This is a genomic window from Pseudomonas sp. NFX183, from assembly GCF_047943075.1.
GTDB lineage: Bacteria > Pseudomonadota > Gammaproteobacteria > Pseudomonadales > Pseudomonadaceae > Aquipseudomonas.
Genome location: NZ_CP181333.1, coordinates 1,102,709 through 1,116,409, shown reverse-complemented (window position 1 = coordinate 1,116,409; position 13,701 = coordinate 1,102,709). Strand labels below are relative to the sequence as shown.

Genomic DNA, 13,701 nt, shown 5'->3' with positions numbered 1-13,701 from the left:
CCAGCCATGAGTGAAGAGATTCTGATCAATATCACGCCGATGGAATCGCGCGTGGCGGTGGTAGAGAACGGTGTTCTGCAAGAAGTGCACGTCGAGCGCACCCAGAAGCGCGGCATTGTCGGCAATATCTATAAAGGCAAAGTGGTGCGCGTGTTGCCGGGCATGCAGGCGGCATTCGTCGACATCGGCCTGGACCGCGCCGCGTTTATCCATGCATCGGAAATCTCCCTGCGCGAAGGCCCTGCGGTTGAAAGCATCAGCGCGCTGGTACACGAAGGGCAGAGCCTGGTGGTGCAAGTCACCAAGGATCCGATCGGTTCCAAGGGCGCGCGGCTGACCACTCAACTGTCGATTCCATCGCGTTACCTCGTGTACATGCCGCGCACTGCGCATGTCGGTATTTCTTTGAAAATCGAAGACGAAGCCGAGCGTGAGCGCCTGAAAAAGGTCGTCAGCGACTGCGTGGCTGCCGAGGGCATCAAGGAAGCGGGTGGTTTTATCCTGCGCACGGCCGCAGAAGGCGCCGGCGCCGATGAAATCCTCATGGATATCAGGTATCTGCGGCGCTTGTGGGACCAGATCGGCGCACAGATCAAAACCATTGGCGCGCCGAGCGTGATCTATGAAGACCTTGGCCTCGCGCTGCGTACGTTGCGCGATTTGGTCAGCCCGAAAATCGAGAAAATTCGCATCGACTCGCGGGAAACCTTCCAGCGCACCACACAATTTGTCGCCGAATTGATGCCGGAAATAGCCGACCGCCTCGAGCATTACCCCGGCGAGCGGCCGATCTTCGATCTTTATGGCGTAGAAGACGAAATCCAGAAAGCCCTGGAGCGCAAAGTGCCGCTCAAATCCGGCGGCTATCTGGTCGTGGACCCGGCAGAGGCCATGACCACCATTGACGTCAACACCGGCGCGTTTGTCGGCCACCGCAATCTCGAAGAGACCATCTTCAAGACCAACCTCGAAGCCGCCACCGCGATTGCCCGCCAACTGCGCCTGCGCAACCTGGGCGGCATCATCATCATTGACTTCATCGACATGGAAGACGAAGAGCACCAGCGCCAAGTGCTGCGTACCCTCGAGAAGCAACTGGAGCGCGATCACGCCAAAACCAACATCATCGGCATCACCGAGCTGGGCCTGGTGCAGATGACCCGCAAGCGTACCCGCGAAAGCCTTGAGCAAGTGCTCTGCGAACCCTGCAGCAGCTGCCAGGGGCGCGGCAAGCTGAAGACCCCGGAAACGGTTTGCTACGAGATTTTCCGCGAAATCTTACGGGAGGCACGCGCCTATCAAGCCGAAGGTTATAGAGTGCTCGCCAACCAGAAAGTCGTCGATCGGTTACTGGATGAAGAGTCTGGTAACGTCGCTGAACTGGAGGGTTTTATCGGGCGCACGATTCGCTTCCAGGTCGAAACCATGTATTCCCAGGAACAATATGACGTGGTGCTGCTCTGATCCCCAATTGCTTAATTTCTTCGAGAACGGCAGACCTTGATCTGCCGTCCGTTCACTGCTTTGAGGGTCGCCTGACATGGAGCGTCTGATACGCTTTTTTGCCGCTTTGACCCGTTGGGGCCTGGGCTTGTGTGCCTTGCTGCTGGTGTTGGCTGCGGTGTACGTGAGCCTGGGTCGTGAATTGACCCCGCTGGTGGCTGAATACCGCGCCGAAATCGAAGCCAAGGCTCAGGCTGCGGTGGACATGCCCGTGCAAATCGGCAGCCTTGAAGGCCGCTGGAGCGGTTTCGCTCCCGTGTTGCTGGCCCACGACGTGATGGTCGGCGAGGGCAGCAGTGCCTTGCGCCTGGACCAGGTTGAGGTGGTGCCGGATATCTGGGCCAGCCTGATGGCCCGCGAAGTGCGTATAGCCCACCTGGAAGTCAGCGGGCTGCAGTTGAGCGTCAAGGAAGACAAGGACGGCCACTGGGCGCTCCAAGGCCTGCCGGTGCAAGATGACCAACCGTTGGACCCTGAGCAGGTGCTGACGCGCATGCAGATGGTCAAGCGCGTGTCCTTGCTCGATAGCCAGGTCACGCTGCAACCGTTCGGCCAGGCGCCGCTGACCCTGACTTACGTGGGCCTGAGCCTGCACACCGGCGCCAATCGCCAGCGCCTCGATGCGCGCCTGACCCTGCCGGATGGCCAGCCACTGGCTGTAAACCTGCGTACCCGTATTCGCGCCAGCGCTTGGAAAGACGGTGAAGTCCAGGCTTACCTGAGCGTGCCGCAAAGCGACTGGGCCAAATGGATACCCGGCAGGCTGACCCAGCAATGGAACGTCACGCAGTTCAAGGCCGGCGGCGAATTCTGGCTGACCTGGGCCAAAGGCACCGTGCAAAGCGCGGTGGCGCGTCTGAACTCACCCCAGCTCAAAGGCAGCTACGCCGACCGCAAGCCGGTCCATATCGAAAACCTTGCCCTTACGGCTTACCTGCAACGCAGTGAAAGCGGCCTCAACGTGCTGTTTGACTCGCTGGCGATGAACATTGGTGAAACGCGCTGGGAGTCGCGCCTGCAATTGCAGCAGAGCCTGGCTACCGACAAGGATCTGGAAGTCTGGAAACTGCAGGCCGACCGCCTTGACCTGACGCCGATCACGCCGCTGCTGAATGCCTTGGCGCCCCTGCCGGAAGGCTTTGCCAAAACCGTCGAACACCTCAAGGCCACTGGCACGCTGCGCAACGTGCTGGTGGATTTTCGCCCCCAGGATACGAGCGATCAGAAGGTCAGTTTTGCCGCCAACCTTGAGCGCATCGGGTTTGATGCCTACTTCGGCGCACCGGCTGCGCGCAACGTGTCCGGCAGTATCAGCGGCGACCTGGGGCACGGTGAGTTGCGCATGGACAGCAAGGACTTCTCCTTGCACCTGTACCCGATCTTTGCCAAACCGTGGCAGTACATCCAGGCCAATGCACGCCTGACCTGGAAGCTGGATAAAGAAGGTTTCACCCTGATCGCCCCCTACATCAAGGTGCTCGGCGAAGAAGGCAAGGTTGCGGCAGACTTCCTGATTCGTCTGCATTTCGACCATAGCCAGGAAGACTATATGGACCTGCGGGTCGGCATGGTCGATGGCGATGGCCGTTTTACACCCAAGTATTTGCCGGCGGTATTGAGCCCGTCGCTGGATGAGTGGTTGCGCACAGCGATTCTCAAAGGCGCGGTTGACCAAGGTTTCTTCCAGTACCAAGGTTCGCTGAACCATGACGCGCTGCCGGCTGCACGCAATATTAGCCTGTTCTTCAAGGTGCACGATGCCGAACTGGCGTTCCAGCCAGGCTGGCCGCATGTGAGCAAGGTCAATGGTGAAGTGTTTGTCGAGGAGAGCGGCGTGCGCATCCTGGCGAGCAAGGGCCAATTGCTCGACACCAAGGTCAAGGACGTTTACGTCAATATTCCTCACGCGCCAGCCGGTAAAGACAGTCATCTGCTGATCACCGGTGGATTCGCAGGTGGCCTGGGGGATGGCTTGAAGATCCTTCAGGACGCGCCGATCGGCACTGGCTCGACGTTTGCCGGCTGGAAAGGCGAGGGCGACCTGCAAGGCAAGCTGGACCTGGATATTCCGCTGGTCAAAGGCACCGAACCCAAGATCGTGGTGGATTTCCAGACCGACAAGTCCCGCCTGCAATTGGCCGAGCCGACTCTGGATTTGAGCCAGCTCAAGGGCGATTTCCGCTTCGACAGCACCAAGGGGCTGAGCGGCCAGAACATCTCCGCCCAGGCGTTTGATCGTCCGATCACCGCGCAGATCGTTGCCGATGGCAAACCGGGCACTATCAGCACGCGTATCACCGCCAAGGGGCAGGTCACGGTCAAGCGCCTGACGGACTGGTTGAAAATTAGCCAGCCGCTGCCGGTGTCCGGCGATATCCCCTACCAATTGCAAGTGACGCTGGACGGCGCCGACAGCCAACTGATGGTCAGTTCCAACATGAAAGGCGTAGCGGTCGATCTGCCCGCACCGTTTGGCATGCCCGCCAGCCAGGGGCGCGACAGCGTGTTCCGCATGACCTTGCAGGGGGCCGAGCGCCGCTACTGGTTCGATTATGGCGAGCTGGCGAGCTTCACCTTTGCGTCGCCTCCGGACAAATTCAATGAGGGTCGTGGGGAGTTGTTCCTGGGGGACGGTGATGCCGTGCTGCCGGCTGCCAAAGGCTTGCGCATTCGTGGCGTGCTGTCGGAGCTGGATATAGACCCATGGAAAAAACTGGTCGACCGTTACGCCGGCAATGACCCAGGCGGCAATGCCAAGCAACTGCTCAGCGGTGCTGATTTCAAGGTGGGCAAGTTGAGCGGTTTTGGTACCCAATTTGACCAGGTCAACCTGCAACTTGACCGCAAACCGGCCGCATGGGGGTTGCAGTTCGACAGTCAGCAAGCCAAAGGTGCTGTGAACCTTCCGGATGCCAAGGGCGCGCCTATTGCAATCAACCTGCAGTACGTGAAATTGCCAGCGGTGGATCCGAAGGCACAGGCCGACGAAAACGCGCCAGACCCGTTGGCGGACGTCGACCCCAAGGACATTCCAGCACTGGATATCTCTATCAATCAACTGTTCCAGGGGCCGGACTTGGTGGGCGCCTGGTCACTGAAAGTACGGCCGACGGCCAAAGGCCTGGCCTTCAACAATCTGGACCTTGGCCTCAAAGGCATGCAGCTCAACGGCGCTGGTGGTTGGGAAGGCGCGCCGGGTAACAGCAGCAGTTGGTACAAAGGACGCCTGGATGGCAAGAACATCGCCGATGTGCTCAAAGGCTGGGGGTTCGCGCCGACGGTAACCAGTGAAGACTTCCATCTGGATGTGGACGGGCGCTGGCCGGGCTCGCCGGCTTGGGTCGGTCCCAAGCGTTTCTCCGGTAGCCTGGATGCAGCGTTCCGCAAAGGCCAGTTCGTTGAGGTCGAAGGTGGCGCGCAGGCTCTGCGGGTATTTGGCTTGCTGAACTTCAACTCCATCGGGCGCCGTTTGCGTCTGGACTTCTCGGACTTGCTTGGTAAAGGCTTGAGCTATGACCGGGTCAAAGGCTTGCTCGCGGCCAGCAATGGCGTGTTCGTGACGCGTGAACCCATCACCATGACCGGGCCTTCCACCAACCTGGAGCTCAACGGCACGCTGGACCTGGTAGCCGACCGCGTCGACGCCAAGCTGCTGGTCACGTTGCCGGTGACCAATAACCTGCCAATTGCCGCTTTGATTGTCGGTGCACCGGCCATTGGTGGCGCGCTGTTTTTGATCGACAAGTTGATTGGCGATCGTGTTTCGCGCTTCGCCAGCGTGCAGTACAAGGTGCAAGGGCCTTGGAAGGATCCAAAAATCACCTTCGACAAGCCATTTGAAAAACCAAACTGAGAGGCTGTGGAGTAGCATGGCCGCATGCCCTTTTCGGAGTGTCGGCCTATGTCCTTTGCGGTAATTCAGATGGTCAGCCAGAGCGATGTTCTGGCCAACCTGGCCCAGGCCAAGCGCTTGCTGGAGCAAGCGGCGGCGGGCGGCGCGAAGCTGGCGGTACTGCCGGAGAACTTCGCCGCCATGGGCCGTCGTGACGTAGCCGATCTGGGCCGCACCGAAGCTTTGGGCGAAGGCCCGATCCTGCCGTGGTTGAAACAGACCGCTCGCGACCTCACCTTATGGATAGTGGCCGGTACTTTGCCGTTGCCGCCCAAGGACCAACCCAACGCCAAGTCCAACGCTTGCTCGCTGTTGATCGATGATCAGGGCGAAATCGTCGCCCGTTACGACAAGCTGCACTTGTTCGATGTGGATGTAGCTGATGCGCGGGGTCGTTATCGCGAATCTGACGACTATGCTTTCGGGAGCAATGTGGTGGTAGCGGACACGCCGGTGGGGCGATTGGGCCTGACGGTGTGCTACGACCTGCGGTTCCCGGAGCTGTACAGCGAATTGCGCGCGGCGGGGGCTGAATTGATTACCGCCCCCTCGGCCTTTACCGCGGTGACGGGTGCTGCGCATTGGGACGTACTGATACGGGCGCGAGCCATTGAAACCCAGTGCTACTTGCTGGCAGCTGCCCAAGGCGGCGTACACCCAGGCCCACGGGAAACCTTTGGCCACGCAGCGATTGTCGACCCTTGGGGGCGCGTGCTGACACAACAGGATCAGGGCGAAGCGGTGTTGTTGGCCGAACGCGATAGCAATGAACAAGCGTCGATACGGGCGCGCATGCCGGTGGTCAACCATCGGCGCTTTTTCTCGCAGGGCGCGCTGCGGCCTGCTTCGGAACGATGAATTTAAGGCCAAACCTATGAGCGAGTTGTTGTCCTCAGTCAGTGAACACCTCCTGGCACCCGGTGGCGTGACCATCGAAAGCTTGCAAACCGTGCTCGGCGACCTGGCCGGGCCAGGCATCGACGCGGCGGACCTGTATTTCCAGGGGCAGATTTCCGAGTCATGGGCCCTCGAAGACGGCATCGTCAAGGAAGGCAGTTTCAACCTTGACCAGGGCGTGGGCGTGCGTGCGCAATCCGGTGAAAAGACCGGGTTTGCCTACAGTAATGCCATCACCCTTGAAGCGCTGGGTCTGGCGGCCCGCGCAGCGCGCTCGATTTCCCGCGCTGGCCAGAACGGCACGGTGCAGGCGTTCAGTACCCAGGACGTGGCGCAGTTGTACGCGCCGGATAACCCTCTGGAAGTGATCAGCCGTGCGGAAAAGGTCGATTTGCTCAAGCGTATCGACGCCGCTACCCGTGCCCTCGACCCACGCATACAGCAAGTGACCGTGAGCATGGCCGGTGTGTGGGAACGCATTCTGGTGGCGTCCACCGACGGCGGGCTGGCGGCAGATGTACGGCCGTTGGTACGGTTTAATGTCAGCGTGATCGTTGAGCAGAATGGTCGCCGCGAGCGCGGTGGCCATGGCGGCGGCGGGCGTACCGACTACCGTTATTTCCTTTCTGATGACCGCGCCATGGGCTATGCCCGCGAGGCGTTGCGCCAGGCGCTGGTTAACCTGGAAGCCATCCCTGCACCCGCCGGTACCTTGCCGGTGGTGTTGGGTTCGGGCTGGTCCGGGGTTTTGCTGCACGAAGCGGTGGGCCACGGCCTGGAAGGCGACTTCAATCGCAAGGGCAGTTCGGCCTACAGCGGGCGCATGGGCGAGATGGTCGCGTCCAAGCTGTGCACCATTGTCGACGACGGCACCTTGGCGGGTCGCCGTGGTTCGTTGAGCGTTGATGACGAAGGCACGCCGACCGAGTGCACCACGCTGATTGAAAACGGTGTGCTCAAGGGCTACATGCAAGACAAACTCAATGCGCGCCTGATGGGCGTGGCGCGCACCGGTAACGGCCGTCGTGAATCCTACGCGCACTTGCCGATGCCACGTATGACCAATACCTACATGCTCGGTGGCCAAAGCGATCCGGCGGAAATCATCGCCTCGGTCAAACGCGGGATCTACTGCGCCAACCTCGGCGGCGGCCAGGTGGATATCACCAGCGGCAAGTTTGTGTTCTCCACCAGCGAGGCGTACCTGATCGAAGACGGCAAGATTACCGCGCCGGTCAAAGGGGCGACGTTGATTGGTAACGGACCGGAAGCCATGAGCAAGGTGTCGATGGTCGGTAATGACCTGTCGCTGGACAGCGGCGTGGGCACATGCGGCAAGGATGGGCAGTCGGTGCCGGTCGGCGTTGGCCAGCCAACCTTGAAGATTGATGCGATCACCGTGGGTGGCACGGGGTCGTAAGCGGTGGAGCTTCGGGTGGCGCAGAACGCCACCCGGGGAAGAGGATCAGCGCAGGCCGCGTTGAGTCTCGTCCAGCTCACGGATGTACTTGAAAATTTTTCGGCTGGTGGCCGGAGCCTTGTTTTGCGCCAGTTCGTGCTGGGCCTGACGGATCAGGGAGCGCAGTTGCTGGCGGTCCGCGTCCGGGTAGTCCACCACGAATTTCTCCAGTACAGCGTCATCGCCCGAAATCAGGCGGTCACGCCAACGTTCCAGGTTATGGAAACGTTCGTTGTACTGGCGAGTGGAGGCATCGAGTTGATCGAGCAACGTCAGAATGGCGTCAGTGTCCTGATCGCGCATCAATTTGCCGATAAACATGATGTGCCGTTTACGCGCGATATTCGCGGTGTGCTTGGGCGCATCCGCCAGGGCCCGGCGCATTTCGTCGGTCAGTGGCAGTTTTGCAACCAAATCCGGCTTGAGCGTTGTAAGGCGCTCGCCAAGGTCAACCAGAGCATGCAGCTCGCGTTTGACCTGGGTTTTGCTTTTCTCCCCATCGAGGGAGTCGTCGTAAGAATCAACCATGGTGGCAGTCCGCAAAGAAACGCCGCCATGATAACCAGTCGGGGGCCGCTTGTCCGGCCCGGTCGCTCGATGGCCTTAACCGAAAGCAGAATTTGAGTGGAGAAAACCATGAGTGCAGCCCAAAGCGTCGGTCCGCAAGCGTTACCGGCACTGCAGGAACAAGTCGAGCAGATCCTTGCCGAGGCCAAGCGTCAGGGTGCCAGTGCCTGTGAAGTGGCCGTATCGCTGGAGCAGGGGCTGTCGACGTCGGTGCGCCAGCGGGAAGTGGAAACTGTCGAATTCAATCGCGATCAGGGTTTTGGTATCACCTTGTATTCGGGGCAGCGCAAAGGCTCGGCGAGTACGTCGGCCAGCGGTCCGGAAGCGATTCGCGAAACTGTCGCTGCTGCGTTGGCGATTGCCAAGCACACGTCCGAAGACGAAAGCTCGGGCTTGGCCGACAAAGCGCTTATGGCCAAGGACTTGAAGGATTTCGACCTCTTTCACGCCTGGGACATCACGCCTGAGCAGGCTATCGAGCAGGCGCTGATCTGCGAAGCTGCGGCGTTTGATGCCGATCCCCGCATCAAGAATGCTGATGGCACCACCTTGAGCACCCATCAGGGTTGCCGTGTTTACGGCAACAGCCACGGTTTTATCGGCGGTTACGCTTCTACTCGCCATAGCTTGAGCTGCGTGATGATCGCCGAAGCCGATGGCCAGATGCAGCGTGATTATTGGTATGACGTAAGCCGTCAGGGTGAATTGCTGGCGAACCCGGTCAGTATTGGTCAGCGCGCTGCGCAGCGCGCGGCGAGCCGTTTGGGCGCGCGTCCGGTGCCGACGTGTGAAGTGCCGGTGCTGTTCTCGGCCGAACTTGCCGGCGGCCTGTTTGGCAGCTTCCTGGGGGCGATTTCCGGTGGGAATCTGTACCGCAAGTCCTCGTTCCTTGAGGGCGCAATCGGCCAGAAGTTGTTCCCTGAGTGGCTGACCATCGATGAGCGCCCTCATTTGATGCGTGCCATGGGCAGTTCCGCCTTCGACGGTGATGGCCTGGCGACCTATGCCAAGCCGTTCGTCGAGAAGGGCGAGCTGGTCTCGTACGTGTTGGGCACTTACGCCGGTCGCAAGCTCGGGCTGCCGAGCACGGCCAACTCCGGTGGCGTGCACAACCTGTTCGTGACCCATGGCGACGAAGACCAGGCTGCGCTGCTGCGTCGCATGGGCCGCGGCCTGCTGGTGACCGAGTTGATGGGCAGTGGCCTGAATATGGTCACGGGTGACTATTCCCGCGGCGCCGCCGGTTTCTGGGTGGAAAACGGCGAGATTCAGTTCGCCGTCCAGGAAGTGACTATTGCTGGCAACATGCGCGACATGTTCAAGCAGATCGTTGCCGTCGGTAACGATCTGGAGCTGCGCAGCAATATTCGCACGGGGTCGGTGTTGATCGAGCGGATGACCGTCGCCGGCAGCTAAACACTCAACGTCTCAAAAAAAAGGCGCGCCATCCTACAGATGGCGCGCCTTTTTTTGTGCTCGCGCCATGGGTGGATTCACGTGCCACCCTTGTTTTGATTCTCAATATCATTTAATAATAAATATCATTACCGAATGAGTGTGGATCATGAGTTCTGTCCTGCATGAGGATCCGTACCTGGAAAGCTGGCGCTGGATGAGTCGTCAGATTCGCTGCGGCCTCGATCCCAATGAACCTCGCCTGATCGAACATTACCTCAATGAGGGTCGATACCTGGCGTGCTGCACCGCGACCCATCCGTGGACGATCGCTGAAACATCATTCCGTCTGTTGATCGACACCGCCAGCGATGTCGCCTTGCCCTGGCATTGGCGATCCATATGCCTGGACCAGGCGTGGCGCCCGCTGCGTGACCTGGAAAAACTCTCTCACTGTGCCTGCCGCCTCAAGCGCTGGCAGACCTTTGCCTGGCAATTGGCGACCTGCGAATTGCTGCCCTCCATTTCCGTTTCTGACCTGGTGCAAGGATCTTCCGATGAGTAACACCCGTATCGAACGCGACAGCATGGGCGAACTGCAAGTGCCTGCCGGGGCCTTGTATGGCGCGCAAACTCAGCGCGCGGTGAACAATTTCCCAATCAGCAACCAGCGTATGCCGGCGCAATTCATTCGCGCCCTGATTTTGGCCAAGGCCGCCGCCGCCAAGGTCAACGTCGACCTCAAGCAGATCAGCGAAGCGCAAGGCAAAGCCATTGTCGACGCCGCCCAGGGTTTGCTGGAAGGTGATTACATGCCGCACTTTCCGGTGGATATCTTCCAGACCGGTTCCGGCACCAGCTCCAACATGAACGCCAACGAAGTGATTGCGACCCTCGCCAGCCGTTTGCTGGGCGAAGCGGTCAACCCCAACGACCACGTGAACTGCGGCCAAAGCAGCAACGACATTATCCCGACCACCATTCACGTCAGCGCCGCATTGGTGCTGCACGAGCAAACGCTGCCGGCCTTGCTGCACCTGGTGCAGGTGATCGAACACAAGGCCGAGGAGGTCCATCCGTTCATCAAAACCGGCCGCACCCACTTGATGGACGCCATGCCGGTGCGTATGAGCCAAGTGCTTAACGGCTGGGCGCAACAACTCAAAGCCAATATCGGTCACTTGCAGGACTTGCTGCCGAGCTTGCAAGCCCTGGCCCAGGGCGGCACGGCGGTCGGCACCGGGATCAACGCACACCCGGAATTCGCCGCGCGTTTCAGCCAGCAACTGAGCACCCTGACCGGCGTGAAATTCACACCGGGCAAGAACCTGTTCGCGTTGATTGGCTCCCAGGACACCGCTGTGGCCGTCTCCGGCCAGCTGAAAGCCACCGCCGTCTCGCTGATGAAAATTGCCAACGATTTGCGCTGGATGAACTCCGGACCGCTCGCGGGCCTGGGCGAAATCGAACTGGAGGGCTTGCAGCCGGGCTCTTCGATCATGCCTGGCAAGGTCAATCCGGTGATCCCCGAAGCGACTGCGATGGTTGCTGCGCAAGTCATTGGCAATGACACCGTGATCACTGTTGCGGGTCAGTCCGGCAACTTTGAACTCAACGTGATGCTGCCGATCATTGCCCAAAACCTGCTCAGCAGCCTCGAACTGCTGGCTAATTCCAGCCGATTGCTGGCGGACAAGGCCATCGCCAGCTTCAAAGTCAACGAGGCCAAGCTCAAGGAAGCGCTGTCGCGCAACCCGATTCTGGTCACGGCCCTCAACCCGATCATTGGTTACCAAAAAGCCGCTGAAATTGCCAAGAAGGCCTACCAGCAAGGCCGTCCGGTAATTGATGTCGCCCTCGAGCACACCGCCTTGTCACGTAGCCAACTCGAGATCCTGCTGGATCCGGAAAAGCTCACGGCCGGCGGCGTGTAATCACCGACTCTGCTTTGGAGGCTCACCATGGAGCACTGGAAACGCACGATCGAACGAGCCAATCGCTGCTTTATGCAGGGCGAATTGGTTGACGCTCGCGAGGCCTATTTGCAAGCCCTGGCCCTGGCTCAAGTGTTATTCGAGCGTTGGGCGGATGCCGACGAAGCAGTGGCGGCTTGCGTCATCTCCCATCACAACCTGGCGGACTTGCACCTGCGGCTGAACCAGCCCGAGGAAAGCGCGGAATACCTGTGCGCTATCCACCAACGCCTGTTGCAGACCATGCAGGACCCGCGCCTGAGCCCGCAATTGCGCGAGGCGGCGCTGCGCCAGAGCAGCAAGACCTACGTCGAACTGTTGAACTTCATCAGTGATCACGGCGAGTACCCGCGGACCCATCGCTTGCTGGGTGGCACTGCGGCGCAACCGCAAGCGTCGACCCGCAACAGTCCCTATTACGGAGCACATTGATATGTCCTACACCTTGCCTGCCTTGCCCTACGCCTATGATGCCCTGGAGCCGCATATCGATGCGCAGACCATGGAAATCCACTACACCAAGCATCACCAGACCTACATCAACAATCTGAATGCGGCGGTCGAGGGCACCGAGTTTGCGGGCTGGCCGGTTGAAAAGCTGGTCTCCAGCGTCCAGCAACTGCCGGAAAAACTACGCGCAGCGGTGATTAACCAAGGTGGCGGTCACGCTAACCATTCGTTGTTCTGGGCGGTGATGTCTCCCAAAGGCGGTGGCAAACCCGAGGGCGCGCTAGGCACAGCGATCGAGACGCAACTGGGCGGTTTCGACAGTTTCAAGGACGCCTTCACCAAGGCGGCCTTGACCCGATTCGGCAGCGGCTGGGCCTGGTTGAGCGTCACGCCGCAAAAAACTCTGGTGGTCGAAAGCAGCGGCAACCAGGACAGCCCACTGATGAACGGCAACACGCCGATCCTCGGTCTGGACGTCTGGGAGCACGCTTACTACCTGCTCTACCAGAACCGCCGCCCGGAATACATCAACGCCTTCTACAGCGTCATCAACTGGCCGGAAGTCGCCGCACGCTACCAGGCCGCCGTGGCCTGATATTCATCCAATAACAAGATCTAAGGCCGACTATGGGCACTGAAACACTGGCGATCAGCAGCGGACGAATGTTTCGTTATGCGTTTGGTTCGCTGCTGCTATTGGCAGGCACTGCATTGCTGGTGGCCCACGGGCTGGCCTGGCTGGATCTTGAGCCGCGCATCCTGCGCGCCTTGCAGGGCGGGGCGATCTGCGCGCTTGGGACGGCACTGGGCGCAGTCCCGGTGCTGGTGATTCGCCGGATGCCGGTAGCGCTCAGCGATACCCTGCTGGGATTTGGCGCCGGTGTGATGTTGGCGGCGACGGCCTTTTCGCTGATCGTGCCAGGTATTGCGGCCGCTGAAGGCCTTGGGCTATCGCCTTGGGGAGCCAGTGGTTTGATCAGCTTCGGCATCATGCTCGGTGCGTTCGGGTTGTACCTGGTTGACCGCAAGGTCTCCGGCGCCAGCCCGGAAATGCTGGTGGGCACGCCGGACAAGCCGGTGATTCCACCGCGCATTTGGTTGTTCGTGTTTGCCATCATTGCCCACAACATTCCGGAGGGCATGGCCGTAGGTGTCTCGGCGGGTGGCGGCATGCCGGATGCCGACAGCCTGGCCATGGGCATCGCCCTGCAGGATGTTCCGGAAGGTTTAGTGATTGCGCTGGTCTTGGCCGGGGCAGGGATGTCGCGGATCAAAGCGTTCCTGATCGGCGCTGCGTCAGGGTTGGTCGAACCGGTATTTGCGGTGCTCTGTGCCTGGCTGGTGAGCCTGGCGGAAATTTTGTTGCCGCTGGGGCTCGCACTCGCGGCTGGGGCGATGTTGCTGGTCGTGACGCACGAAGTGATTCCCGAATCGCGCCGCAATGGTCACGAAAAGCTTGCCAGCCTGGGGCTGTGCATCGGGTTCTGCTTGATGATGGTGATGGATACTGCTCTGGGATAAACCTCGGCCCATTATTACAAGCCCGGCTTGGCAACGGTGGCGTC

The 13,701-nt window shown here is 60.2% G+C and carries 11 protein-coding genes; 10 read left to right on the top strand and 1 reads right to left on the bottom strand.

Annotation, left to right across the window (positions count from 1 at the left end):
- Window positions 1-6: 6 nt before the first annotated feature.
- The 4 genes from rng to tldD all read left to right on the top strand — a co-directional run bounded on the left by rng (window position 7) and on the right by tldD (window position 7,712).
- The gene (rng, locus tag ACM530_RS05310) at window positions 7-1,464 is read left to right on the top strand and encodes a ribonuclease G (RefSeq protein WP_010213134.1); all 1,458 of its coding nucleotides are present in this window, start codon (window positions 7-9) and stop codon (window positions 1,462-1,464) included.
- Window positions 1,465-1,540: 76 nt separating this feature from the next.
- Complete coding sequence (locus ACM530_RS05305) at window positions 1,541-5,356, top strand: YhdP family protein (protein WP_416364388.1); 3,816 nt, start codon at window positions 1,541-1,543, stop codon at window positions 5,354-5,356.
- Between the two features lie 48 nt (window positions 5,357-5,404).
- A complete protein-coding gene (locus ACM530_RS05300; RefSeq protein ID WP_416364387.1) occupies window positions 5,405-6,253 on the top strand; it encodes a carbon-nitrogen hydrolase family protein in 849 nt (282 codons plus the stop codon).
- 16 nt (window positions 6,254-6,269) lie between these two features.
- Window positions 6,270-7,712, top strand: a complete 1,443-nt coding sequence (gene tldD, locus ACM530_RS05295; protein ID WP_145165191.1) for a metalloprotease TldD — start codon at window positions 6,270-6,272, stop codon at window positions 7,710-7,712.
- Window positions 7,713-7,757: 45 nt separating this feature from the next.
- On the opposite strand, the gene yjgA is transcribed toward tldD, so the two are convergent.
- Window positions 7,758-8,279 carry a ribosome biogenesis factor YjgA gene (yjgA, locus tag ACM530_RS05290; RefSeq protein WP_083360139.1) on the bottom strand — a complete coding sequence of 174 codons (522 nt, stop codon included), beginning with the start codon at window positions 8,277-8,279 and terminating at the stop codon, window positions 7,758-7,760.
- A gap of 108 nt (window positions 8,280-8,387) precedes the next feature.
- On the opposite strand from yjgA, the gene pmbA reads away from it, so the two are divergent.
- The 6 genes from pmbA (at window position 8,388) to ACM530_RS05260 (ending at window position 13,657) form a co-directional block, all read left to right on the top strand.
- Window positions 8,388-9,734, top strand: coding sequence for a metalloprotease PmbA (gene pmbA, locus ACM530_RS05285; RefSeq protein ID WP_124416442.1), 1,347 nt, complete (start codon window positions 8,388-8,390; stop codon window positions 9,732-9,734).
- A gap of 148 nt (window positions 9,735-9,882) precedes the next feature.
- A complete protein-coding gene (locus ACM530_RS05280) occupies window positions 9,883-10,278 on the top strand; it encodes a FagA protein (protein WP_369302597.1) in 396 nt (131 codons plus the stop codon).
- A complete protein-coding gene (locus tag ACM530_RS05275) occupies window positions 10,271-11,647 on the top strand; it encodes a class II fumarate hydratase (RefSeq protein ID WP_416364386.1) in 1,377 nt (458 codons plus the stop codon). The genes ACM530_RS05280 and ACM530_RS05275 overlap by 8 nt, the downstream gene beginning before the upstream one ends.
- A gap of 27 nt (window positions 11,648-11,674) precedes the next feature.
- Complete coding sequence (locus ACM530_RS05270; RefSeq protein WP_119736611.1) at window positions 11,675-12,118, top strand: hypothetical protein; 444 nt, start codon at window positions 11,675-11,677, stop codon at window positions 12,116-12,118.
- A gap of 1 nt (window position 12,119) precedes the next feature.
- A complete protein-coding gene (locus tag ACM530_RS05265) occupies window positions 12,120-12,731 on the top strand; it encodes a superoxide dismutase (RefSeq protein WP_242194692.1) in 612 nt (203 codons plus the stop codon).
- A gap of 32 nt (window positions 12,732-12,763) precedes the next feature.
- A complete protein-coding gene (locus ACM530_RS05260; protein WP_262207105.1) occupies window positions 12,764-13,657 on the top strand; it encodes a ZIP family metal transporter in 894 nt (297 codons plus the stop codon).
- Window positions 13,658-13,701: the final 44 nt, after the last annotated feature.